Source organism: Novosphingobium sp. GW835-FHT14H07, assembly GCF_058793515.1.
Map to the genome: position 1 here is coordinate 1 of NZ_JBXAFX010000010.1, position 23,008 is coordinate 23,008.

A 23,008-nucleotide genomic window follows, 5' to 3' on the forward strand; every position below is an offset into this window, starting at 1 on the left:
GACACTATCCCCAACGTCACCGCTGACACATCACCATCAATGTCGCTGACCAGTCACCGACGATGTCGCGCTACACCCGCCTGCGCGAGGACATCTTCCCTACGCTCGGTCACGAAGCGATTGCCGAGATTGATCCGCAGATGCTGCTGGTCGCGCTTCGCAAGATCGAGGCACGCGGGGCGATCGAGATGGCTCACCGGGTGCGCAACTATTGCAGCGAGGTATTTCGCTTTGCGATCGCGATGGACAAGTGTCGCAGCGATCCGAGCCGCGACATTGCTCCGGCAATGAAGAAGCCGCCTCCGGTCCAACACCGGACCAAGGTTGAGGCCAAGGACCTTCCCGCGTTCTTCGCGAGGCTGAACCAGGATCAGGGCGAGGATATGAGCCACCTAGCACTGCGCTGGACCATACATACCATGGTGCGCACGCAGGAAACCCGCTTTGCGGAGTGGAGCGAATTCGAAGGTCTCGACACGACAGAGCCGATCTGGCGCCTGCCACCCAACCGTATGAAGATGCGCACCGAGCACGTCGTCCCGCTCTCCCCGCAGGCCGTGCAGCTGCTACACCAGATTGAGAAGGCCAATCCGTTCCGCGCTGCCGGCAACGAGCGGCTGGGCAAGTACCTGTTCCCGGTCGCAAGCAGCAAGAGCTGCACGATCAGCGAGAACAGGATGCTCGATGTCATGTACCGCATCGGCTTGCGCGGAAAGGCCACCGTTCATGGCTTCCGAGCCTTGGCCAGCACTGTCCTCAACGAGTCGGGCCTCTTCGAGCCCGACTGGATCGAGATGCAGCTTGCCCACGTCCAGCGAGGCGTTCGCGCAGCCTACAACTCGGCACGCTATCTCAAGCAGCGCCGGGAAATGATGGCCTGGTGGTCCAGCTATCTCGATAGTGCTGAACTGGCCGGACCCACCAAGGCAATCAGAGCGCAGGCTGATTGATCCGCTCAGCGTGACGTTGGATGCGGCCGTAGCTAACCGGATCGGCAATCCAGCTGCTGACAGCTGACTCATGCCAACCGGCACCGTGGATGCTGATCCTGACCTGCGCGGGGAATGTCCCCTCGGCGATCTTTCGATAAAGCGTGGAGCGCGAAAGCCCCGTGCGAGCCAGCACAGTTTTCAGGCGGATGATGCGTTCGGTATTCGACATGGGGTAGTTCCACTATTGGCAGCTCAACCCCTCCTGTAAGAACATAATAGGAACAATTAGTGGCGATGCAAGACCGAAAAATTCTGTTCAATGGCAATGCCACACCAGCGTCCCTACGAAGCTGGCAAGATATGGGACCTCCATGGAAGCCTGGGGAGGCAATTGGACTGACCGCGCCGGTGCAAGACATTATGATTCACACGCCCTATTTCGATTCTTGTGTTGCAGTTCTCACACACCCTGCCTTCGGAAAAGTTGTCCGTGGCATCAGCGAGAAAAAGGCGGCGTATCACGGGTCAAGCGCAAAAAATTGGCCGCGCGCCAGATGACGCGCGGCCGAGTGGGTGGAAATCGGCTTAGAAATCCTTGCGCAGGCTTACCCCGAACCAGCGCGGCTTACCCTGCGCCTCTTCATTGCAACCGCACAGTTGCGCCAGGTCGAACCCGACCACGGTGTAGTGCTTGTTGGCGATGTTGTTGACGAAGGCGTCGATCTTCCATCCGCTGGCGGTGGACACCCAGGTGACGCGCCCGTCGAGAAGAGAGTAGCCCGACATCAGGTCGGCATCGAAGTTGGCAAGGTTGTGGTACGTCGATGACTGGTGGGTCAGGCTGAGCTGGAATGAAAGATCACCGCCCGCAACTTCGGGCACGGTGTAACGGGCAAAGGCTGACAAATTGAACTTCGGCGCAAAGGTTGGCCGGACATTGCGTGGTACGCCGCCAACGACGACGCCCTTTACCGTCGCATCGTTATAGCCGGCTGCAACCCTCATGGTGAAGTTGCGGGTCGGGGTGAGCGTCAGTTCGGCCTCGACCCCATTGATCACGGCATCATTGTTGGTGATAAGGTTCGACAGCCCGAGCCAGCGCGATGCCTGATAGTCCTGGTAGTCGTAGTGGTAAGCGCCGAGATTTAGGCGCAACTTGCGGTCGAGCAACTCGGTCTTGATACCGGCCTCATAGGCCCACAGGACCTCGGCCTGGTAGGGGATGACCGCGTCGGCCATGGTCGCATCACCCGAGTTGAAACTGCCGGCTTTCACCCCGCGGTTGATGCTGGCGTAAACCAGCGTTCCCGGGTTGGCCTGCCAGCTCAGCCCGAGCTTGCCGGTCCAAAGCGTTTCGCCGGTCGATTTTCTGTAGGGGGCGCGGGTAAAGCCCGGCACGAAGACCGCATTGTTGAGATTCAAGTGGATCGGGTCGATATTCGGCGTGAAACGAACTTCGAAGTCGAAATCCTTGTTCTCGCGCGTCCCACGCAGCCCAGCGGTAAGGGTAAGGTCCTGGGCCAGCTTGATATCGGCCTGACCGAACAACGAGTAGCTGTTGGTGGTCAGGTCAACGATGCGCGGCTGATTGAAATAGAACCCGGTCGCGCTGTTGGCGATCGCTGCCAGCCCGTTGATCGAACGGTTGTCGATGTGCAGGTAATAGGCGCCTGCTACCCACTTCACTGCATCGCTTTCGCCGTCGAGGCGAAGCTCCTGCGTGAAGCTTTTGGCATGTGCCTCGGCAATGTAGGTGAATTGGCTGGCAGGACTGGCTTCAAGGTCGAGGGTGAAATTCTTGTCGAACTTCTTGAAGTCGCTGATCGCAGTGAAGTTGACCGCGCCGAGCGGCAGCTTGAGGTTAGCGTTAGCCCCCCAGGTCTTCATCACGTTGGCGTCGGGAACAGAAAAATCCGACGACGTGATCGGGCCGCGACCATCAGGGTCGATATAGCCATAGAAGTCGCCACCTGCGACAGGGCGCAAACCACCATAGACTGCCGGGGCCCAGGGACTGGCGACGTTGACGTTGCCGGGGCCGATCATCTGAAAATTGCCGTAGGCATTGGTCGGCGACACGCCCAGCGTATTGATTTGGTTGCCTGCAGCATCAAGCACGGCAATGGTCTGCACTGACTGATAGGCACCGGTTGCCGACTTTGTCTCGCCGCCAAAGGCGGTCAGCAGCAGGTTGCCTTCGCCGAGATCAAACTTGAGTTGTCCGCGCAGTGCCCAGGTGCTGTCATCACCCATGTCCGCGCCGCTGTTCTGCAGGCCGGGAAGACTGGTGGTCAGTCCAAGCGCGTTGTTGAGGTTGGGCTGAAACGCAGCAGGCACAAAGGTTTGCTGGGGATACTGATTTTTGATCCAGCCATCGTTGCGATGAAAATACCCTGAAGCCCGCGCTGACATCCCGCTGGAGAGCGGTCCGCCCACCGCGCCTTCGAACCGCACGGTGTTGTACGAGCCGTATTCCGCGGAGATGAAACCATCGAGCGTGTCGGTCGGCTTCTTGGAAACAAAATGAACCAGACCGCCGGTGGCGTTCCGCCCGAACAGCGTACCCTGCGGCCCTTTCAGGATTTCCACCCGATCGACGTCGAAGAGCGCGAAAGTTTGGCCTTGCTGCATCGCAACGTAGCCTTCGTCGATATAGACCGCGACCGGCGCTTCGACGTGGTCGTTGAAGTCGTTTTGCGTGACCGACCGGATCGAAAACTGCGACATCTGCCCGGCATAGCTGCCTGAAACCGATACACTGGGCGCCAGCTTGGCGACATCGACGCTGCTGGTGACGCCAAGGGTGGTAAGCTGTGTACCGCTCATCGCGGTGATGGCGATTGGAACTCGTTGCGAGCTTTCCTCGCGTTTGTTGGCCGTCACGGTAATTTCGCCGAAAGTCTGATCGCCCTGCTGGGCCTGCTCGGCTGCACTGCTGTCCTGGGCCAATGCAGGGTTAGCCCAGCCTAGGGCAAGTGCCGCAGCCGTCGCGAAAAGTCCCATCCGCGCACAGCGGCTGCAATTAGGTTGCCTGCCCATTATTCCCCCCCAAAGGTTGATGTATTTCCCAAGCAATTGAGTAGCGACTTCCTGGCGAAACTCATCGGTTGCCAGCGCACAAGGACTTGACAGCCAGTGCAGCGCGCTATCAGCGCTGCACATGGTAACAGCCGCTCTTGTCGAGGCGCAGAGTCCATCCGGTCCGCACCACAATCGTTGTGGTCGGCTCCTCGACGAGAGCCGGGCCGACGATGGCAGCATCGACGGGAAGCGTGGTGCCGTCGAAGACCGGCACCGCTATCAAAGTCATCTCATCATCGACGATCGCCTGGCGTTGCCCCTTGCGTGCCTGCGCTGCGTCCGAACCGTCGGTGACGAGGTCGGCACGGCGAATCTTTTCGACGGGGCCGACAGAGATGGACTCGATGTTGACCAGCTCGACCGGGTTCTGCCGTTCCGAATAGGTGAAAAGCTGTTCGTGCCGGGTGTGGAAGGCATCGATCAGCGCAGCAATTTCGGAGCTTCCCAGCGTACCATCGGGCACAGGCACCGAACATTCATGGATCTGGCCGACATAGCGCATATCGGCGCTGCGCTCGAACCGAATCGCGGCGCTTGTAAACCCGTCGCGCGCCAGCATTGTCCGCCCCTGCTCCTCCAGCCGGTAGTAGGCTGCGTTAAGCGCATCGACATCCATCGCGCTGTCGACCAGTGCCAGATGGGTCGTCATCTGGTTGTATTTGACGTCGGAAATGACCTGCCCGAAAGCGCAAAGCCCCGAGGCGAGTTTGGGGATCAGCACATCGTTGATGCCCATATCTTCGGCCAGCGCGGTGATGTGCATAGCCGCCGCGCCGCCTGCACAAACCAGCGCAAAGTCACGCGGATCGTAGCCGCGTTCGGTCGATACACGGCGGATGCCATTGACCATGTTGAGGTTGACGATCTGGAAGATGCCGTAAGCGGCGCGCTCGACAGTAATTCCCAGCGGCTCGGCAAGGTGGACCCGGATCGCCTCGCGCGCACGCGTCATGTCGAGGTTGATCGTGCCGCCGAGGACCGAGTCCGGGCCAAGGTACCCAAGGACCAGGTTGGCATCGGTTACCGTCGGCAGCGTTCCGCCTTTGCCATAGCAGGCCGGACCGGGGCTGGCCCCGGCGCTCTGCGGTCCCACTTCGAGCAGTCCCTGGGCGTTGATGTGGGCAATTGACCCGCCGCCCGCGCCCAGCGTCTCGACTTGGATCATCGGCAAGCCGATGCGGTAGCGTAGAAAGTCGATATCCTTACTGACGTTGGTCTGCCCGTCGCGGGTCAGGGTGATGTCGAAACTGGTTCCGCCCATGTCGACTGTAATGCAGTTGTCGATCCCGAATGGCGCGGCGACGTAAAGTGCGGCCTGCGGAGCGGAAGCCGGGCCCGAATTGATCGCGGCGACAGCGCGTTTACGCATCGATTCGCCCAGAGCCAACCCACCGTTGGATTGGAAATAGCGCACAGGACGGGTGGCGCCGAGCTCGCGGAACAGGTCGTCGATGCGCGCGACATAGCTGTCCATCACCGGAGTGAGGTAAGCGTTGACCACTGTGGTCGAGGTGCGGGTGTACTCGCGGATCTGCGGATAGACCTCGTGCCCGCAGCACGCTGGAATACCGGGCAGCATCTCTTCGACGATTTCCTTGGCGCGCTGCTCGTGACCCGGGTTGACCGCCGCCCAAAGGAACGAGATCGCAACACTCTTGACGTCCTGCGCCCGGAAGTAATCACAGGCCGCTCTTACCGCATGTTCGTCAAGCGGAGCATATTCCGACCCGTCTGCAAGAATCCGCCCATCGATCGGCTGGCGAAGGTGGCGCTCCACCAACATTTCCGCTTGCGGGTATGTGGTATCGTAACGGTGCCCTTCCTCCTTGTGGCCCAAGCGGATTTCCAGCGAATCCTCATGGCCTTTGGTGCACAGCAACCCGGTCTTGACGCCATTGCGGGTAATCAGCGCGTTGAGTGCGACGGTGGTACCGTTGACGCATAGGTCGGCCTGACTGACGATATCGGCCGGGGTTACGCCCAGCGCGGCGGCAATCTGGCCAAGCCCGTCGCGGATTGCAATTGTCCCGTCGTGCGGCGTCGAAGGCGCTTTGAACAGGCGGGTTTCCCCGCCAAGCTCGGATATTACGAAATCGGTGAAGGTGCCCCCGGCGTCGATGCCCAGGCGATATTTGCGGTCCATGGCGATGGTTCTTCTGTTCAAGATTGAGGAATGGCTGCGGCGCGGAGCGCTTCGCTGGCGGCACGATCGACGGCAAAGCTGGCCGGGTGGATCACGGCACCGTATTCAGCCCGAGCCGCTTCGACGCTGACCAGACCGTTGCGGACATCGTCGGCAACCTTGTCGAGCGGGCGCCGCCGCGGATCGCCATAGCCGCCGCCGCCGGGGTTGATGTTGCGCGCGCGTTCTCCGGGTTTGATGTCAACCATGACGTTGACGAAGTGCTTTTCGACTTCGCCGCCGCGCTCAACCTCAAGTCGGCCAAGCTTGCGTTCCGGCATGGCGTTGTAAGCGCCCGCAGCCGACAGGGTCGGGTTCTGCCGCCCTTCGCCGAAGCCGATCACGCTCATGGTATGCCCCAGCGGCTCTACTTCCCAGACGGTGCCGCACCCACCGCGGAACTCGCCCGCACCGGCGCTGTCGGTGGCAAGGCCGTAGCGATGGACGACGATCGGGTAGGAATGCTCCAGCAGTTCGACGTCGCCCGAACTTAGCGCACCAAAGCAGCAGAGCGGACCGCACGAGTGCCAGCCGTCCATGTGCTTGGTTGCCCCCGCGCCCGAAATGATCGAGGCAAGCACCATGGTCACATATTCGGACGGCACCTTGCCACGTCCGTCCATGCCGGCGATATTGATCCCGCTGGTATGGCCCCAGCTTGCCGAAACCCGATCCGGCGCGGCTTTTTCCAGAGCGCAGCGGACCGAGTCCGTCAGCGATTCCATCGGCGTGGTGGTGCAATTGACATGCGGTGCCGGCTCAACGGCGTTGCACAGCGTTCCCGGCGGGCCAAGATCGACCGTGACGCAGCGGTACAACCCTTCATTGTAGGGCGGCGGCACCTCGGCAAACATCATCAGCCCGAGATAGACACCCGAGATTGAATTGCCGGGGTAAGAGTTGATGAAATAGGGCAGTTGCGGCGGGGAATTGATGGCAATCGCCAGCTCGTCGCCCTTGATCGTCACCTTGGCCTCGATGGTCAGCTCGCCGAACCCGTGACCGCTGTCCTCAAGCACCGAGCTTCCATGATATTCACCGTCAGGCAGCGAGGAGATGATCTCGCGCATCTGGCGGTCCGCCATGTTCTTTAGCTCGGCGATCGCGGCGCGAACGGTTTCCACCCCGTACTTGTCGAGCAGGCGGATGAGGTTGCGCTCGCCCACACTGCACGCGCCGTACTGGGCGTTCATGTCGCCTTCCTGATCGCGGCGCGCGCGCATGTTGGTCATCAGCAGGTTAATGACATCCTCGCGTCGCTTGCCTTTTTCCCATAACTTGACCGGCGGGATGCGCAGTCCCTCGGCATAGATTTCCTTGGCGTCGGGATTGTAGCCGGCCGGAACCGGACCGCCGATGTCGGTCAGGTGCCCCTTGCACACCGTCCAGAACACCAGCTCGCCCTTATAGAAAACTGGTTTGTACATGCAGCAATCGAGGATGTGGCTTCCCGCATGAGCCGGATCGTTGTGATAGATCACGTCACCCTCGGCGATATCGGCGCCATAGAACGCCGCCACGGCCTTCATCGCCGGGATCAGCGAGCCGAGGTGGATCGGAATGTCCTGCCCTTGCAGGATCATTTCCGGGAGATGATCGAACAATGCGTTCGAATAGTCGTGCGCCAGAGTGAACACCGTCGAACGCCCAGCCTTTTCCAGCGTCAGCGTCATTTCGCGCTGGGTCGTTTCCAGAGCGCCGCGCACCACAGCCAGCGTGATGGGATCAACCGCCATTGCCAAAACCTCTCCAACAAGCCCGCGAGACTAGCGGGCAATTATTGGAGCGAAGGATTGGCCACCAAGCCGGTTATCTCAATGAGCAGCAGCGCACTCGCTTTTGACAACGCGCGCAGTTGCCGCAGCAGCTTATCCCTCTGCCGCGCGCACAATCAGCTCGAAGCGCGGATCACGCAGCGGGCGGAGTGTCAGGCGATGGCGGCGCACGTCACCGGGGGTCATTGCAAAGCGGCTCTTGAACGCGCGTGAGAATGTCGTCTGGTCCGAAAACCCCCAGCGATAGCACACCTCCGCGATCGATCGCGCATCGTTACATGGCTCAAGCAAGGCGTTGAAGCAGCGGCTGAGGCGGCACTCCCTAATCCACTGCCAGCACGTCCAGCCGGTGGGTTCGAACAGCAGGTGGAGATAGCGCACCGACAGTCCGCAGGCTTCGCTGATCGACTGCGGTGAGAGGTCCGTGTCCGCCAGGTTATGCATGACGTAGAGCGATACCCGGTCGAGGTGGCACCGCCTGACCGAGCTGGAAAACTGCGCGCGGTTCGGCGTGCTGCTCGTCAGGGCTAGCGCCAGGAGATCTATGGCGTGTTCCGAACAGCGCAAGGCAACCGAGTCGCTGAGGTAGTCGACCTGGGCAATCATCGACTGGATCATGTTGAGAAACATCGCGCCGGCGCCCTCGCGCCCGCTGTAGCGCATGGCGCAAAAATCCTCGGGCGTTGGCACGCGATCGGACAGCAGGTTGGCGGGGACCTTGATCACCGTCATCGCATTAGAGCGATCGTATTCGAAGACGTAAGGCGAATTGCTGGTTTCAAGAATGAATTCGTCGGGCGCGCAGATCACTTCGCGGCCGAACTGGTTAAAGCGCACCGGCGCTTCGTGCGGCAGCGTGACAAGAAAGCTGTGATCGCTCTGCCGCCGGAAGTGATGACGCTCGCGCCGGTATATGACAGGGGATGAGCGCAGCCGAGAAATGTGCAAATGGCCCAACTGGCCGTTGACGATCGAGCCATCCAGATCGTCGCCCGACTGGTCGTAGCGATCGACGGCGAGCGGGAAGTAGCAATCGCCAACCTTGCTGTGCCAGTCCTCGATCCGCGCGATCTGCTGCTGCTCCCAGCGAGCCGGGAGCGCATCGGGCAATTCGGGAAGCGGCCATCCCGGGGCGATACCGTTCAAAAACGCTGTAGCCATTAGACTCCCTCCATCGTGCCGCGCCCGCCTAAAGGTAGGGCGGCGTGCAGGCCGATATGACCCGCGCTTCCGTCGTTCCGCAATTTCTGAAGCGATGCGGTGTGGCACTGTCGAACAGGTAGGAATCGCCTGCCCGCAACACCTTGCTTTGATTGCCGACCGTTATTTCAAGCTCACCAGACAGAACCGCGCCGCCTTCGTGTCCGACATGTTCGAGCATCTGCTCCCCGGTGTCAGCGCCGGGGGCGTAGAGTTCCTGCATGATCTGGAGGTTGTGCTGTCGGGCATCCCCGACCTGCTGCAACTTTACCGCAGCGGCACCGTCGTCACGCTGCAAGAAGATCTTGCCGGTCAGGTCGACCAGATCGCCGGGGCCGAAGAAAATGCGCTCATCATGCTCTGGTTCGGGCGAGAAGAACTCTGCCATCGAAATCGGGAATCCGCCCAAAATCTTGCGCAAGGACGCGACCGAGGGACTCGATCGGTCACGCTCTACCATTGAAATGAGGGCATTAGGCACACCCGCACGGGCAGCCAGCTCACGCTGACTCATTCCCGCAGATCGACGCAATTCCGCCAATCTCTTGCCAACTTCGAAGCGGTCTTCCGCCACGCCAGTACTCCCTCTAGCAGGCCGGGCTGCGGCTGTGTTGCGCGCTATGCCAAGCGATCCTGCACCCAAGCTCATTGCACAGAATATTGTGCAATTCTAGCCCTGAGCTTCGGTCGGTCCACCGACACGGAGCGGGAGTGCGAGACAATGACGATCAGCGAGCAACTACGCGCGAGGCATCTCGACGCCGTGAGCCAGGGGGTGGGAACCCGCCAGATCTATGCGGCGCACGCGCTCAATCCCACATTTCCCAAGTAAGGCGCTGATTTCGCTGTCCTGACCATTACATTTCCTATATAAAACATGGTGTTGAAGGCTGCGATGGGCGCGTTTCATATGGATCACCCAGAGGGTGCGGGCTTGCAACGGGCAGATCGGGTGGATTTCGACCCTCGCGTGCGGCTGGAATTTCGCGGCACGCAGCTCAGTTCCGACGGCGGCCTTCTGGTGATGCGCGAGCTTGATGACGCGCTCGGGTTGTCCGATTTGGCGTCAGCGGCGCTGCGCGATACTCGCTCTGGCAAGAACACGGTCCATCGGCTCGACGGCCTGTTCCGGCAATCAGTCTTTGGGCGGCTGGCCGGATACGAGGATGTCAACGACGCCAACCGTCTCGCCTGCGATCCGGTCATGCGCCAAGTTGTCGGCGGCAGAGCGGTCGATGCACAAGCGGCCTCGGCATCGCAGATGGGACGGTTCGAGACCGAGACGCTGGCTCTGGCCGGGAACCGTGCCGCGCTGGCCGACCTGAACGGGCAATGGATCGACCGGTTCCATGACCGTAACGGGCTGAAGTACATCGTTCTGGACATGGACAGCTCGGTCAGCCCGACCCATGGCGACCAGGAAGGGTCCGCCTGGAATGGCCATTTCGACTGTAGCTGCTATCACCCCAACTTTCTGTTCAACCAGTTCGGGATGCTGGAACGCTGCGCCCTGCGCCATGGCAACGTCCACAGCGCCGATGGCTGGCGTGATGTTCTCGACCCCGTCATTGCGCGCTACGCGGAGCGCGACCTTGGTGGCAGGTTCTTCCGGGCCGATGCTGCCTACGCGATCCCGGCGATCTATGAGCGATTGGAAGAAGCGCGGTTCTTCTACGCCATCCGGCTGCCCGCAAACGCGGTCCTCAAGGACAAGATCGCGCATCGGCTAACGCGCCCTGTCGGGCGGCCGTCACTGACCAAGGTCAAGCGGTTCTTCGAGGAATTCGAGTATCAGGCGGCGTCCTGGGACAAGGAACGCCGGGTGATCGCCAAGATCGAATGGCATCCGGGCGAACTGTTCCCGCGTGTCGGCTTCATCGTCACCAACCTGCCGATGGAGCCGGACTGGGTGGTGCGGTTCTACAACCAGCGCGGCACCGCCGAGCAGCACATCAAAGAGGGCAAATACGCCTTTCGCTGGACGCGGCTGTCGTGCCGGAAGTTCCGCGACAATGAGGTGCGGCTGCAACTGCACGCCCTGGCGTACAACCTGGCCACCTTCTTGCGCTGCATCGAGCTGCCCGAGGCCATGGCCGACTGGTCGTTGACCAGCCTGCAACTGAAGCTGATCAAGATCGGGGCACGTGTGGTCCGTCACGCCCGCACCATCACCTTCCAGCTGGCCGAGGTCGCTGTCACCGGCACGATGGTACGCGCCATCCTCGCCGCTATCCGCCGATTGCGAGCGCCACCGCTATGCGCATGATCGCGATCCACGCTCAAACTGAACGAAAGCGGCTGGACAGATCTGTCCGCTGCGCTGAAAAACGCCGCCCCTGGGCAAGGAAACAGCGGCTTCGCGGTCTGATCCGTCCAGATCCAGCAGTCTGCGCGACCGCAGGTGCCGCTTGCGGCAGAAAATCCTTGTCTAGCGCTCGGATACAGGCGATCTTCACCTCAAACGACACGCCACTTGGGGAATGCAGGATGACCTGAAATCCAGCATGATCGACGGACATTTCGTGATGCGCGACCACATCATTCCCGGCTATGACGAAGCGACGCTTGCCGCGAACCTGCAAAAGGGGGCCCAGCACATGTGGGACCATATGCATGTCGAGGACTGGGCGCACCGCAGCATTGACGAGCTGTCGCCGAACAGCTTCCCCGCATACCGCGCCTGACCGGCGCCCCGGTGCCCCGCAAGGGGCATCCCTTCAGGAAAAGGCAGACGACCCATGGACATGCTTCCCAACTCGACCGAAGCCCGCGACATCCGCTATCAGATGCCCGCCGCCGCCGACATGCGCAAACACGAAGAGACCGGATCGGTCGTCATCGAACGCGGCGAAGGCATCTATGTCTACGACAACACCGGAAAGCGGTATATCGAGGGGCTGGCCGGGCTGTGGTCGGTGGCGGTGGGCTTTGGCGAACCGCGTCTGGCCAAGGCGGCCTTTGACCAGATGTCCAAGCTGCCCTATTACCACCAGTTCAACTACAAGACCCATGGCCCCTCGGTCGATCTGGCAGAGAAGCTGCTGTCGCTGATCCCGTTCCCGATGTCGAAGGTGCATTTCACCTCGTCCGGGTCCGAAGCGAATGATCTGGTCGCCAAGATGGTCTGGTACCGCTCGAACGCCATGGGGCGGCCGGAAAAGAAAAAGATCATCGGCCGGATCAAGGGCTATCACGGCGTGACCATCGCTGCCGGGTCGATCACCGGGATCGAGCGCAACCATACCAGCTTTGACCTGCCCATCGACCGGATGATCCACACCTCCTGCCCCAGCTACGAGCTGTTCGGCAAGGAGGGCGAGTCCGAGGCCGACTTCACCGCCCGGATGCTGACCGATCTGGAAGCGTTGATCGAACGCGAGGGCGCCGACACCATCGCCGCAATGTGGGGCGAGCCGGTGATGGGCGCAGGCGGCGTGCTGCCGCCCCCGGCAGGCTATTGGGCCGGGGTGCAGGCGATCCTGCGCAAGCACGATATCCTGCTGGTTGCCGACGAGGTGATCTGTGGCTTTGGCCGGACGGGCAAGATGTTCGCCTGTGAAACCTATGACATCGTGCCCGATGTGCTGGTGCTGTCCAAGCAGCTGTCGTCTTCGTATCTGCCGCTGTCGGCCATCGTGATCAACGATGCCTTCTACCAGCCCATCGCGGATGAATCGCACCGCATCGGGTCGTTCGGGCATGGGTTCACCGCCTCGGGCCATCCGGTCGCCACCGCAGTGGGGTTGGAGAACGTCAAGATCATCGAGGAACGCGATCTGGTTGGCAATGCAGCGCGTCTGGCGCAGATGTTCCAGGCCGGGATCAAGGATCTGGCCGCCCATCCGCTGGCCGACCATGCGCGCGGCGTCGGCCTGATCGGGGCGGTGGAACTCAAGGGATGGGACAAGCCGGGGCAGGCTGGCACCGCCGTAGCCGACCGGATGCAGGCCGAAGGGCTGATCATTCGCGGGATCGGCGATGCGATCTGCTTCTGCCCGCCGCTGATCATCACCGAGGCGCAGGTGACAGAGATGTTCGCCATTGCCCGCGCGGCGATGGATGCCGTTGCCGCGGAGCGCGGCTGACAGCCTTGGCGCGGGGGGGCACAAGCCCGCCCGCGCACGGGCCCGGCCCGTACGACGCGGGCAAGCCCCTGAAATGTGGATCAGAGCAACAGCGGCGCCCCCCGACGCCGAGGATCAGAACGCCATGTCATCGCGGTGGATCAGCGTTGAAAGATCAAGCGCTTGGAAACAAGGGCTTTGTCGCTTGGACCTTCGCAGCTTTTTTCATTTTCTTAGATAGAACGTCCAGCTCAGATTTCAGACTGTTAATATGATAGTCGATCTCGGTATCCGAAAAGCAGGCCGGGTGAAGTGGTTCAATGCCGAACTGTGGGACGTTGACGGCAAGCGTTACGTCGATTGCGCGGCAGGGATCGCCGTGACAAATACCGGCCATTGCCACCCCAAAATCATGGCAGCGGCGCAGGCACAGGCTGGCCAGTTCACCCACACCTGCTTTCACGTCACCCCCTTCGAGGGCTACATCCGGCTGGCCGAGCGTCTCAATGCCATCGCACCCGTCAGCGGTCCGGCGCGAACCATGCTGGTCACGACCGGGGCGGAAGCGGTCGAAAACGCGATCAAGATCGCGCGCGCGGCGACCGGCCGGAGCGCGGTCATCGCCTTCACCGGTGCGTTTCATGGTCGCACTATGATGGGCATGGCGCTGACCGGGAAGGTCGTGCCGTACAAGGCCGGGTTCGGGCCGTTCCCGTCGGAAGTCTATCACGCCCCCTTCCCCAACGCGTTCCACGGCGTCAGTGTCGAACAGGCTCTGGCGGGGCTTAACAACCTGTTTGCAGCCGACGTTGATCCGGCGCGGGTCGCGGCGTTCATCGTCGAACCGGTTCAGGGAGAAGGCGGCTTCAACCCCGCGCCGACCGATTTCCTCAAAGCCTTGCGCGAGATTGCCGACAAGCACGGTATCCTGCTCATTGCGGACGAAATCCAGACCGGCATGGCCCGCACCGGCAAGATGTTCTGCATGGAGCATTCGGGGGTCAAGGCCGACCTTGTCACCATGGCCAAGGGGCTGGCCGGCGGTTTCCCGCTTGCCGCGGTGGTTGGCCGTGCCGAGGTAATGAATGCGGTGAACGCGGGTGGCCTTGGCGGAACTTATGCGGGCAACCCCGTCGCTGTGGCAGCGGCCAATGCCGTGCTCGACGTGATTGCCGAAGATAATCTGTGCTCACGTGCGCAGATGATCGGCGAACGCATGGCTGGGCGCATTGCCGAGATAGCCGCGCGGCAGGGGATGGAGCGGATCGGGCAGGTCCGCCATTGCGGCGCGATGATCGCGATCGAGTTCGTTACCGATCGCACCAGCAATGCGCCCGATCCCGCGATGACAAGTGCGGTTGTCGCGGCTGCGGAAGCGCGTGGCCTGCTGCTGCTGAGCTGCGGCACCCGCCAGAACGTGATCCGCCTGCTGCCCGCTCTCACCATGCCTGACGCCATCGTCGAGGAGGCGCTCGATCTGCTTGAGGCCTCGCTCGAGGACGCGCTCGCCGCTGCCTGAACACGCCAAGGAGACTGATCGTGGCCCACCATTCCAAGCCTGAGCTAGGCCCCTTCGACTGGGCGGATCCGCTGCGCCTCGAAGCGCAACTGAGCGAGGAAGAGCGGATGATCCGCGATACCGCGCGTGCCTACGCCCAGGAGCGGCTGCAACCGCGGGTGATCGAGGCTTTCCGCAACGAAACCACCGATCCGGCCATCTTTGCCGAGATGGGCGAGCTCGGGATGCTGGGTGTAACCATCCCCGAAGAGTTTGGCGGGCTTGGCGCGGGCTATGTGTCCTACGGGCTGATCGCGCGCGAGGTTGAGCGGGTCGACTCCGGCTACCGTTCGATGATGAGCGTGCAAAGCTCGCTCGTGATGTATCCGATCCATGCTTATGGTTCGGACGAGCAAAGGCGCAAATACCTTCCCCTGCTTGCGCGCGGCGAAGCGATCGGCTGTTTTGGCCTGACCGAACCGGGGGCAGGCTCGGACCCCAGCGGCATGACCACGACTGCGCGCAAGAGCGAGGGCGGCTATGTCCTCAACGGCAGCAAGATGTGGATTTCCAACGCGCCGATTGCCGATGTGTTCGTGGTCTGGGCCAAGTCCCAGGCGCATGGCGGCGCGATCCGGGGATTTGTGCTCGACAAGGGCCTGAAGGGGCTTTCCGCCCCCAAGATCGGCGGCAAACTCTCACTGCGCGCCTCGATTACCGGCGAGATCGTCATGGACAATGTCGAGGTGGGCGAAGACGCGCTCCTGCCGGGCGTTGCCGGATTGAAGGGACCGTTCGGGTGCCTCAACCGCGCACGCTTCGGCATCGCCTGGGGTGCGCTTGGGGCTGCGGAGTTCTGCCTTCACGCGGCGCGGCAATACGGCCTTGACCGTCACCAGTTCAACAAACCCCTGGCCGCGACGCAGTTGTTCCAGAAGAAGCTGGCCGACATGAGCACTGAGATCGCGCTCGGGCTTCAGGCGGCGTTGCAGGTTGGCCGGTTGCTGGACAGCGATGCGGCGGCGCCCGAAATGATCAGCATGATCAAGCGCAATAACTGCGGCAAGGCGCTCGATATCGCGCGCATGGCCCGCGACATGCACGGCGGCAACGGCATTTCCGAGGAATTCCAGATCCTGCGCCACGCACTGAACCTTGAAACGGTCAACACTTACGAGGGGACGCACGATGTCCACGCGCTGATCCTTGGACGGGCGATCACCGGCATTCAGGCATTCTCCTGATGGCCGGTCACGCCAGACCATTGCAGGGGGTTCGCGTCGTCGAACTGGCGCGGATCCTCGCCGGCCCATGGGTCGGACAGACGCTGGCTGACCTTGGCGCCGATGTTATCAAGGTGGAAAGCCCCGCCGGTGACGATACCCGCACCTGGGGGCCGCCTTTCGTCACCCGAAGCGATGGCACGCGCGAGGCGGCCTATTTCCATGCCTGCAACCGCGGCAAGCGCAGTGTGATCGCCGATTTCCGCAAGGCCGAAGATCTTGAGTTCATCCGCGCGCTGATTGCCGAAGCTGACGTGGTGGTGGAGAATTTCAAGCTTGGCGGGCTGACGCGCTACGGACTTGACTATGCTGCGCTGGCTGAAAGCAATCCGGGGCTGATCTATTGTTCGATCACCGGGTTTGGCCAAACCGGCCCCTATGCGCCGCGCGCGGGGTATGACTTTGTCGTTCAGGGCCTGAGCGGGATGATGGACCTTACCGGCGCGCCCGAGGCTGAGCCGCAAAAGATCGGTGTGGCGCTGGCCGACATCATCACCGGGCTCTATGCAACGGTCGCAATCGAAGCCGCCCTGATCGAACGGAATGCGACGGGCAGCGGGCAGAACATCGACATGGCGCTGCTTGATTCGATGGTTGGCGTGCTCGCCAATCAGGCACTCAACTTCCTCGCATCGGGAGTGGCCCCTCGTCGGCTGGGCAATGCCCACCCCAATATCGCGCCTTACCAGGTATTCGAGGCCAGCGATGGCCCGTTCATCCTTGCGGTGGGCAATGACGAGCAATTCCGCCGGTTCTGCACGATCATCGGCAGGCAGGCCATGCCCGCGGACCCCCGCTTCATCGGTAATGCCGAGCGCGTTGCCCATCGCAGCGAGCTGGCAGAACTGATCGGCGCGTCAGTGCGCGCGTGGCGCAAGGCCGATTTGCTTGCCGCTTGTGACAAGAACGGAATCCCGGCCGGACCGATCAACCGCGTCGACGAGGTGTTCGCCGATCCGCAAGTGCAGGCGCGCGGCATGTGCGTCGAGCTCGGCGAAGGGCTGCGCGGTGTCCGGACACCGATCGTGATGAGCGGCGCGATGGCAGCCAGCGACGTTCCGGCGCCGCAGCTTGGCGAACATGACACCGCGATCCGTGCGGGCAAGAAATGGACAACGCTGAACCGGGAATCGCGCGCATGACTCCACTCTCCAATATCGTCGATGGTGTTGCCACGCCCGGCCAGGGGCAACGCGTGACCTACAATCCGTCCAACCTTGACGAGGTTGTGGGCTGCTACACCCAGGGCGGTGCCGAGGATGTGGCGGCAGCCGTCGATGCGGCGCAGCGCGCCTTGCCGTCATGGTCGACTGCCAGCCCGCAGATCCGTCACGATTTGCTGCTGCGCGTGGGCGCACGGCTTCTGGCCGAACGCGAGGAGATCGGCCGTCTGCTCAGCCGCGAAGAAGGAAAGACCCTTGCCGAAGGGGTGGCCGAGGTCAGCCGCGCCGGGCAGATTTTCCAATTCTTCGCGGGCGAGTGCCTGAGGCCGGGCGGCCAGCTGTTGCCGTCCGTGCGGCCCAGTGTCGATATCGAGATCACGCGCGAGCCGGTTGGCGTTATCGGCCTTATCACGCCGTGGAACTTCCCCATCGCCATTCCCGCATGGAAGCTGGCGCCCGCGCTCGCCTGGGGCAACTGCGTGGTAATCAAGCCGGCCGACATCGTCCCCGGATGCGTCCATGCGCTGGTGAGAATTCTGCATGAGGAAGGGTGCCCGCCCGGCGTGGTCAATCTGGTGATGGGGCGCGGCAGCGAGGTCGGTCAGGCGCTGGTCGACCACCCCGCAGTTTCAGCGATCTCGTTCACCGGATCGGAAGGCGTGGGCCGGCGGCTGATTGCGGCCTGCGGCGCGGGCCTCAAGCGCGTGCAGGCAGAAATGGGCGGAAAGAACCCGATGGTTGTGCTTGATGACGCCGATCTCGACGTCGCGGTGCCCGCCTGCATCAACGCCGCATTCTTCTCCACCGGTCAACGCTGCACCGCCGCCTCGCGGTTCATTGTGACCCGAGGGATATATGATGCTTTCGTTGCGCGCATGAAGGCTGATCTGTCGCGGCAGTTTGTCGGCAATGCGCTTGATCCGGCAACCACGATCGGGCCAGTGGCTTCATCGAGCCAGCTACAGTCCGATCTCGACTATATCGCGCTTGCCCGCGAGGAAGGTGCCGCGGTCTGGGGCGGCGAACTGCTCGACCGGCCTGATCGCGGCTATTACCTCTTCCCCGCGCTGTTTCTCGATGCCAGGAACACCATGCGCGTTGCCAGAGAGGAAATTTTCGGCCCCTGCGCCGCGGTCATCATCGCTGATGATTTCGATCACGCGCTCACGTTGGCCAACGATACTGAATTCGGTCTCTCGGCGGGCATCTGCACAACCAGCCTGAAGGCAGCCAGCGCTTTCCGGAAGAGCGTCAAGGCCGGGATGGTGATGGTTAACCTGCCGACCGCCGGAGTTGACTATCATGTGCCTTTCGGCGGACGAAATGCCTCATCGTTCGGTTCGCGCGAACAGGGCCGCCACGCCGCCGAGTTCTACAGCCAGATCAAGACGTCCTACGTATTTTGTGGCTGAGGGGGATTCCACTTCGCTTAACAGTGGAACCGACTATGAATGAACGCTGTCACCTGAGTTTGTTGTAATTCGACATCCCATTTTTGAACGACGTCGGTCGTGTTGATGGTGTCAATGACACGTAACCGTTATCAACCACCGCCCAATGCGCCATCCCCTTTAATGACTAATCCGCACCCCTGACCGAACTCTGCCAGGCCATGCAACGCGCGCTCATGCGGACCGTGTGGTCATGCTTCGCATGCCTGCCCGCACCACTCCTTCGAGCGACGTTTCCCTCACTGCATTCGGTGCAGACCTGTCCGTGCCCGGCCTTTTCGTGGCTCAGTTAAAGGGATGGTCCCTTGGACGAACCAGAGCTTCGAAAGGTCACTCTCATGAAGAACACCGTCACCCTCGTCGGCTTCGTTGGCAACAATCCCGAAGTCCGCACCGCCCAGTCAGGCGCCCAGATCACCAGCCTCTCGCTCGCCACCACCCGCAGCTTCAAGGACGCCGATGGGGGCCGTCAGACCGAGACCGAATGGCACCGGATCACCTGCTTCAACGGGATCGGCAAATGCGTCGCCGAGCACGTCACCAAGGGCGCGATGGTGATGGTCACCGGCCGAATCCACAACTCGCGCTGGACTGACAGCGAAGGTCAGACCCGCTACGGCTGCGAGATCGTGGCCGAGCAGGTCGACTTCCTCGCCAAGGCCAAGGAAGCCGCTGCCGAGCAGCCCCGCAAGCGGCGCGCGAAGTAGCGCGCCGCTCAGGCCCCGGCGGAGCTTTCGCCGGGGTCTTTACCGTTCCTGAGTTCGGCTTCTGCTTCGAACGCGCGTTTGCCCTTGCGCTTCCACAGCGCCAGCGCATGCGCCCCCTCTTCCCCGCGCAATTTGGCTGCGACTGTCAGCAGCGCGCCGTAGATGGCCGCGCGATCATTGTCGGTGAGGTCAACCAGGCCCGCCTTCACCACCAGCCCGCCCAGCTCGATCAGCTGGCGGGTGCGTTCGCGGCGTTTGACCTGCCAGTCGCGCATGTCAGCCCGCGCCTTCGCCGCTTCAAGCCGATGCTTCGCCGCGGTCGCCCGGGCGGTTCCGATCCGGCTTGCCACGAGCTCGGCCTTGATTGCTGGCCTTCCCTTGAAAGAACGCCGCGCCGCGAGCGCGCCAGCCCTCATGTGCTGCTCTGTCGTTGCTGGTTGCCGCGTCAAGCAAGGCTCCGGCCAGCACATCGGGCTCGAGCGCATCACCACCGGTCGCGATCACCAGCTCGCCAAGCTGGCGCACGCGGCGTTCCTTAAGCGCCCTCGCCTTGTCGGCGAGCGTCTTCAGTTCCGAATCAATATCGCGCGGTTTGCGCATGGCCGTGTCTCCATCGGGAGGTGATGCGCCCAATGTACGGCTGCGCCGCGTCCAATGCAGCAAGGCCACCGGGACGCTCTGATACGGCTGAGTCCCGAACGAGAAAAATTCGAGAGAGGGCGCGCTTATACGTCGTGCCGACGTGGCTTTGATGGCGTAACTGGATGGCCATCATGGCGATCTTCCACTTCAGCGCGAAAGTCATCGGCCGGTCGAGCGGGCGCAGTTCGGTCGCGGCGGCTGCCTATCGCGCGGGTGAGAAACTCCAGGATGAGCGGCTCGACCGCGCCCACGACTTCACCGACAAGGCCGGCGTCGTTCATTCCGAAGTGCTGCTGCCCGAAGGCGCGCCCGCTGAGTTCGCCGACCGCGAGCGGCTCTGGAACGCGGTCGAGAAGGCCGAGAAACGCAAGGACGCGCAGCTTGCCCGCGAGGTCGAGTTCGCCCTCCCCCGCGAGCTCAGCAAGGAAGAGGCGATCGAGCTTGCCCGCGAGTTTGTCGAGGCCGAGTTCGTCGCCGAAGGGATGATTGCCGACCTCAATGTTCATTGGGATATCGGCGAGGACGGCAAGCCCAAGCCGCACGCCCATGTCATGCTGACCATGCGCGAGGTTGGCGCCGATGGGTTCGGTGCCAAGGTACGCGACTGGAACCGCTCCGAACTGATCGAACAGTGGCGCGAGCGCTGGGCCGAGCATGTCAATTTGGCGCTAGCGGAGCGCGATATCGATGCGCGGATCGATCACCGCAGCCTTGCCGAGCAGGGCATCGCGCTCGAACCGCAGGACAAGATCGGCCCCGCCGCATCGCGGATCGGCACGCGCGGTCTGGAAGCCGAACGGATCGAGGAACACCGCGCGATTGGGCAGCGGAACGGGACAAGGATTATCGCCAATCCCGCGCTCGCGCTCGAAGCGATCACGCACCAACAGGCGACCTTTACCGCACGCGATCTCGCCGCGTTCATTCACCGCCACAGCGATGGCAAGGAGCAGTTCGATGCCGCGCTCGATGCCGTGCGGCATGCCCCCGAACTGATCGCGCTCGGCAAGGATGGCCGGGGCGCTGAGCGATACACCTCGCGCGGCATGATCGAGACCGAGCAGCGGCTCGTTCGGGCCGGTGATGCCATGGCCGGACGGGACCGACATGGCGTTGCCGAGCGCCATGCCGAACAGGCTGTTGCTCGAGCAGAAGAACGCAAGCTGCTGCTCTCCGGCGAGCAGCACACGGCGTTCGACCATGTCACCAGCGGCACGGGCCTGGCGATCGTCATCGGCTATGCCGGGACCGGCAAGAGCGCGATGCTCGGCGTCGCGCGCGAGGCCTGGGAAGGCGCTGGCTACACCGTGCACGGCGCTGCGCTTTCGGGGATCGCGGCCGAGAATCTGGAGAACGGTTCGGGGATTGCCTCGCGCACCCTTGCCAGCCTCGAACACCAGTGGAACCAGGGCCGCGACCTCCTGGGTCCGCGCGATGTCCTGGTGATCGACGAGGCCGGGATGGTCGGCACCCGGCAGATGGAACGCGTGCTCAGCCGCGCCGCCGAAGCTGGGTCCAAGGTCGTGCTGGTCGGCGACCCGCAGCAGCTCCAGGCGATCGAGGCCGGAGCTGCCTTCCGCGCGCTTCACCAGCGCCACGGCGGGGTCGAGATCACCGAGATCCGCCGCCAGCAGGCTGACTGGCAGCGCGATGCCACGCGGCACCTCGCGACCGGTCGCACCGGGGAAGCAATCGGAACCTATGCCGAGCAGGGCATGGTCCACGCCGAGGCTACTCGCGACGAGACGCGCGAACAGCTTGTCACCCGCTGGGATAGCGATCGGCGAGCAAATCCCGAGGCAAGCCGGATCATCCTCACGCACACCAACGATGAGGTCCGCATCCTCAACGCGATGGCGCGCGAGCGGCTGCGTTTGGCGGGGCAACTTGGGCCCGATGTCGAGATCAGGACCGAGCGCGGCGAACGCCAGTTCGCTTCGGGTGACCGGCTCATGTTCCTGCGCAACGAACGCGGCCTCGGGATCAAGAACGGAACGCTTGCGACTATCGAGGCGATCAGGTCGGGGCGTATCGCGGTGCGCACTGACGACGGACGCAAGGTCGCCTTTGACACCAGGGACTATGCCCATTTCGAACACGGCTACGCCGCGACGATCCACAAGGCGCAAGGGGTAACGGTCGATCGCACCTATGTCCTGGCGACGCCGGGCATGGACAGCCACGGAGCCTATGTCGCGCTCTCGCGGCACCGCGAGCAGGTCGATCTTCACTACGGCCGCGACGACTTCGCCGACCAGTTGAAGCTCGTCCGGGTCCTTGGCCGGGAGCGTGCCAAGGACATGGCGGGCGACTATGGCGAGCGCAACCCGGCCCGCGACTTTGCCGAACGGCGCGGGATCACTTTCCGCGAAAAGGTCGCCGAATTGGTGCGGCAGATCCCGACCAAGGTGCGCGGGATCTTCGACGGGTTCCGGCCGGGCAAGACCAGGCTCGAAGAGGTTCCCGCCTCGGGTTCGACTGCCCATCCCCAGCTCCGCGCGATCGAACGGTACGCCAAGGCGCACATCGAGGCGGTGCAAATGGAGGCGCGCGGTCTTTCGATTCTGCCGCACCAGAGCGAGGCCCTGGAGCGCGCTGGCAAGGCGCTTGAAATGCTGCGACCAAATGGCGCTGCCGATCTCGCCAAGGCGTTCGACCGTGCGCCGGACCTCGCTGTCGAGGCCGCTGCCGGACGCTCACAAACCGCACATCAGGCGATGAAAGTCGAAGGTGAATTGCGCGCCGATCCCGGCAAGCGTGCCGACCAGTTTGTCAGCGACTGGCGCCAGATGACCGAGACCCGCGAGACCTTGCAGCGCGGTGGCGATCTGGCTGGAGCGCGCGGCGTCGCGAGGCAGATGGCCGAGTTGGCCAAAGGTCTGGAACGCGATCCGCAGCTCTCCGACCGCCTTTCCAAACGCACCCGCGAGCTTGGCCTCGAACTCAAGCTCGAACGCAGCCTTGAACGCGAGCTCACCGCGAGCCTCGGGCTCGGAAGGACCCGCAACATGGACTTTGGACTTTAAGGAG

18 protein-coding genes are annotated in these 23,008 nt (G+C 62.6%); 10 read left to right on the forward strand and 8 right to left on the reverse strand.

All coding sequences use genetic code 11. The features are described from left to right. Positions 1–62: 62 nt before the first annotated feature. The gene (locus AC1Q5P_RS10885) at positions 63–950 is read left to right on the forward strand and encodes a tyrosine-type recombinase/integrase (RefSeq protein WP_492518935.1); all 888 of its coding nucleotides are present in this window, start codon (positions 63–65) and stop codon (positions 948–950) included. On the opposite strand, the gene AC1Q5P_RS10890 is transcribed toward AC1Q5P_RS10885, so the two are convergent. The 6 genes from AC1Q5P_RS10890 to AC1Q5P_RS10915 all read right to left on the reverse strand — a co-directional run bounded on the left by AC1Q5P_RS10890 (position 931) and on the right by AC1Q5P_RS10915 (position 9,744). Next, positions 931–1,161: a helix-turn-helix transcriptional regulator gene (locus AC1Q5P_RS10890; protein ID WP_277278927.1), complete on the reverse strand. Its 231-nt coding sequence runs from the start codon at positions 1,159–1,161 to the stop codon at positions 931–933. The genes AC1Q5P_RS10885 and AC1Q5P_RS10890 overlap by 20 nt on opposite strands. Positions 1,162–1,517: 356 nt before the next feature. After that, the gene (locus AC1Q5P_RS10895; protein ID WP_492518936.1) at positions 1,518–3,935 is read right to left on the reverse strand and encodes a TonB-dependent receptor; all 2,418 of its coding nucleotides are present in this window, start codon (positions 3,933–3,935) and stop codon (positions 1,518–1,520) included. 145 nt (positions 3,936–4,080) lie between these two features. Further along, positions 4,081–6,156: a caprolactamase subunit alpha gene (gene capA, locus AC1Q5P_RS10900; RefSeq protein WP_492518937.1), complete on the reverse strand. Its 2,076-nt coding sequence runs from the start codon at positions 6,154–6,156 to the stop codon at positions 4,081–4,083. Between the two features lie 17 nt (positions 6,157–6,173). After that, a complete protein-coding gene (gene capB / locus AC1Q5P_RS10905) occupies positions 6,174–7,931 on the reverse strand; it encodes a caprolactamase subunit beta (RefSeq protein ID WP_277278922.1) in 1,758 nt (585 codons plus the stop codon). A gap of 132 nt (positions 7,932–8,063) precedes the next feature. Beyond that, entirely contained in the window at positions 8,064–9,131 is a 1,068-nt protein-coding gene (locus AC1Q5P_RS10910; protein WP_492518938.1) for an AraC-like ligand-binding domain-containing protein, read from the reverse strand. 28 nt (positions 9,132–9,159) lie between these two features. Further along, positions 9,160–9,744 (reverse strand): cupin domain-containing protein, encoded by a 585-nt coding sequence (locus AC1Q5P_RS10915; protein ID WP_492518939.1) that lies wholly within the window; start codon positions 9,742–9,744, stop codon positions 9,160–9,162. 336 nt (positions 9,745–10,080) lie between these two features. Here AC1Q5P_RS10915 and AC1Q5P_RS10920 point away from each other — a divergent pair, with 336 nt between their 5' ends. From AC1Q5P_RS10920 to AC1Q5P_RS10955, 8 genes are all read left to right on the forward strand, one after another. Next, on the forward strand, positions 10,081–11,436 hold the full coding sequence (locus AC1Q5P_RS10920; protein WP_006473457.1) for an IS1380-like element IS1247 family transposase: 1,356 nt from the start codon (positions 10,081–10,083) through the stop codon (positions 11,434–11,436). Positions 11,437–11,674: 238 nt separating this feature from the next. Further along, the gene (locus AC1Q5P_RS10925) at positions 11,675–11,854 is read left to right on the forward strand and encodes a hypothetical protein (protein ID WP_492518940.1); all 180 of its coding nucleotides are present in this window, start codon (positions 11,675–11,677) and stop codon (positions 11,852–11,854) included. A 54-nt stretch (positions 11,855–11,908) separates the two neighbouring features. After that, positions 11,909–13,255, forward strand: a complete 1,347-nt coding sequence (locus tag AC1Q5P_RS10930; protein WP_492518941.1) for an aspartate aminotransferase family protein — start codon at positions 11,909–11,911, stop codon at positions 13,253–13,255. 250 nt (positions 13,256–13,505) lie between these two features. Beyond that, complete coding sequence (gene gabT / locus AC1Q5P_RS10935; RefSeq protein WP_492518942.1) at positions 13,506–14,753, forward strand: 4-aminobutyrate--2-oxoglutarate transaminase; 1,248 nt, start codon at positions 13,506–13,508, stop codon at positions 14,751–14,753. A 20-nt stretch (positions 14,754–14,773) separates the two neighbouring features. Next, positions 14,774–15,976 (forward strand): acyl-CoA dehydrogenase, encoded by a 1,203-nt coding sequence (locus AC1Q5P_RS10940; protein ID WP_277278914.1) that lies wholly within the window; start codon positions 14,774–14,776, stop codon positions 15,974–15,976. Further along, on the forward strand, positions 15,976–17,157 hold the full coding sequence (locus tag AC1Q5P_RS10945; protein ID WP_492518943.1) for a CaiB/BaiF CoA transferase family protein: 1,182 nt from the start codon (positions 15,976–15,978) through the stop codon (positions 17,155–17,157). The genes AC1Q5P_RS10940 and AC1Q5P_RS10945 overlap by 1 nt, the downstream gene beginning before the upstream one ends. After that, the gene (locus AC1Q5P_RS10950) at positions 17,154–18,590 is read left to right on the forward strand and encodes an aldehyde dehydrogenase family protein (protein ID WP_492518944.1); all 1,437 of its coding nucleotides are present in this window, start codon (positions 17,154–17,156) and stop codon (positions 18,588–18,590) included. Before AC1Q5P_RS10945 ends, AC1Q5P_RS10950 begins: the two co-directional genes overlap by 4 nt. A 377-nt stretch (positions 18,591–18,967) precedes the next feature. Next, the gene (locus AC1Q5P_RS10955; RefSeq protein WP_492518945.1) at positions 18,968–19,336 is read left to right on the forward strand and encodes a single-stranded DNA-binding protein; all 369 of its coding nucleotides are present in this window, start codon (positions 18,968–18,970) and stop codon (positions 19,334–19,336) included. 8 nt (positions 19,337–19,344) lie between these two features. On the opposite strand, the gene AC1Q5P_RS10960 is transcribed toward AC1Q5P_RS10955, so the two are convergent. Together AC1Q5P_RS10960 and AC1Q5P_RS10965 are read right to left on the reverse strand one after the other, a co-directional pair. Further along, a complete protein-coding gene (locus AC1Q5P_RS10960) occupies positions 19,345–19,611 on the reverse strand; it encodes a conjugal transfer protein TraD (RefSeq protein ID WP_492518946.1) in 267 nt (88 codons plus the stop codon). 22 nt (positions 19,612–19,633) lie between these two features. Further along, complete coding sequence (locus AC1Q5P_RS10965) at positions 19,634–19,936, reverse strand: conjugal transfer protein TraD (protein ID WP_492518947.1); 303 nt, start codon at positions 19,934–19,936, stop codon at positions 19,634–19,636. 173 nt (positions 19,937–20,109) lie between these two features. Here AC1Q5P_RS10965 and traA point away from each other — a divergent pair, with 173 nt between their 5' ends. Then, positions 20,110–23,004: a Ti-type conjugative transfer relaxase TraA gene (gene traA, locus AC1Q5P_RS10970; protein ID WP_492518948.1), complete on the forward strand. Its 2,895-nt coding sequence runs from the start codon at positions 20,110–20,112 to the stop codon at positions 23,002–23,004. Positions 23,005–23,008: the final 4 nt, after the last annotated feature.

Excerpts from the sequence above, each read along its gene's own strand:
- AC1Q5P_RS10925 (WP_492518940.1), top strand. The coding sequence starts at position 11,675 with ATGATCGACGGACATTTCGTGATGCGCGACCACATCATTCCCGGCTAT.
- AC1Q5P_RS10920 (WP_006473457.1), top strand. The coding sequence starts at position 10,081 with ATGGATCACCCAGAGGGTGCGGGCTTGCAACGGGCAGATCGGGTGGAT.
- AC1Q5P_RS10895 (WP_492518936.1), bottom strand. The coding sequence starts at position 3,935 with ATGGGACTTTTCGCGACGGCTGCGGCACTTGCCCTAGGCTGGGCTAAC.
- AC1Q5P_RS10930 (WP_492518941.1), top strand. The coding sequence starts at position 11,909 with ATGGACATGCTTCCCAACTCGACCGAAGCCCGCGACATCCGCTATCAG.
- AC1Q5P_RS10960 (WP_492518946.1), bottom strand. The coding sequence starts at position 19,611 with ATGCGCGACTGGCAGGTCAAACGCCGCGAACGCACCCGCCAGCTGATC.
- gabT (WP_492518942.1), top strand. The coding sequence starts at position 13,506 with ATGATAGTCGATCTCGGTATCCGAAAAGCAGGCCGGGTGAAGTGGTTC.
- traA (WP_492518948.1), top strand. The coding sequence starts at position 20,110 with ATGGCGATCTTCCACTTCAGCGCGAAAGTCATCGGCCGGTCGAGCGGG.
- AC1Q5P_RS10955 (WP_492518945.1), top strand. The coding sequence starts at position 18,968 with ATGAAGAACACCGTCACCCTCGTCGGCTTCGTTGGCAACAATCCCGAA.
- AC1Q5P_RS10965 (WP_492518947.1), bottom strand. The coding sequence starts at position 19,936 with ATGCGCAAACCGCGCGATATTGATTCGGAACTGAAGACGCTCGCCGAC.
- AC1Q5P_RS10890 (WP_277278927.1), bottom strand. The coding sequence starts at position 1,161 with ATGTCGAATACCGAACGCATCATCCGCCTGAAAACTGTGCTGGCTCGC.
- AC1Q5P_RS10950 (WP_492518944.1), top strand. The coding sequence starts at position 17,154 with ATGACTCCACTCTCCAATATCGTCGATGGTGTTGCCACGCCCGGCCAG.
- AC1Q5P_RS10945 (WP_492518943.1), top strand. The coding sequence starts at position 15,976 with ATGGCCGGTCACGCCAGACCATTGCAGGGGGTTCGCGTCGTCGAACTG.
- capB (WP_277278922.1), bottom strand. The coding sequence starts at position 7,931 with ATGGCGGTTGATCCCATCACGCTGGCTGTGGTGCGCGGCGCTCTGGAA.
- AC1Q5P_RS10885 (WP_492518935.1), top strand. The coding sequence starts at position 63 with ATGTCGCGCTACACCCGCCTGCGCGAGGACATCTTCCCTACGCTCGGT.
- AC1Q5P_RS10910 (WP_492518938.1), bottom strand. The coding sequence starts at position 9,131 with ATGGCTACAGCGTTTTTGAACGGTATCGCCCCGGGATGGCCGCTTCCC.
- capA (WP_492518937.1), bottom strand. The coding sequence starts at position 6,156 with ATGGACCGCAAATATCGCCTGGGCATCGACGCCGGGGGCACCTTCACC.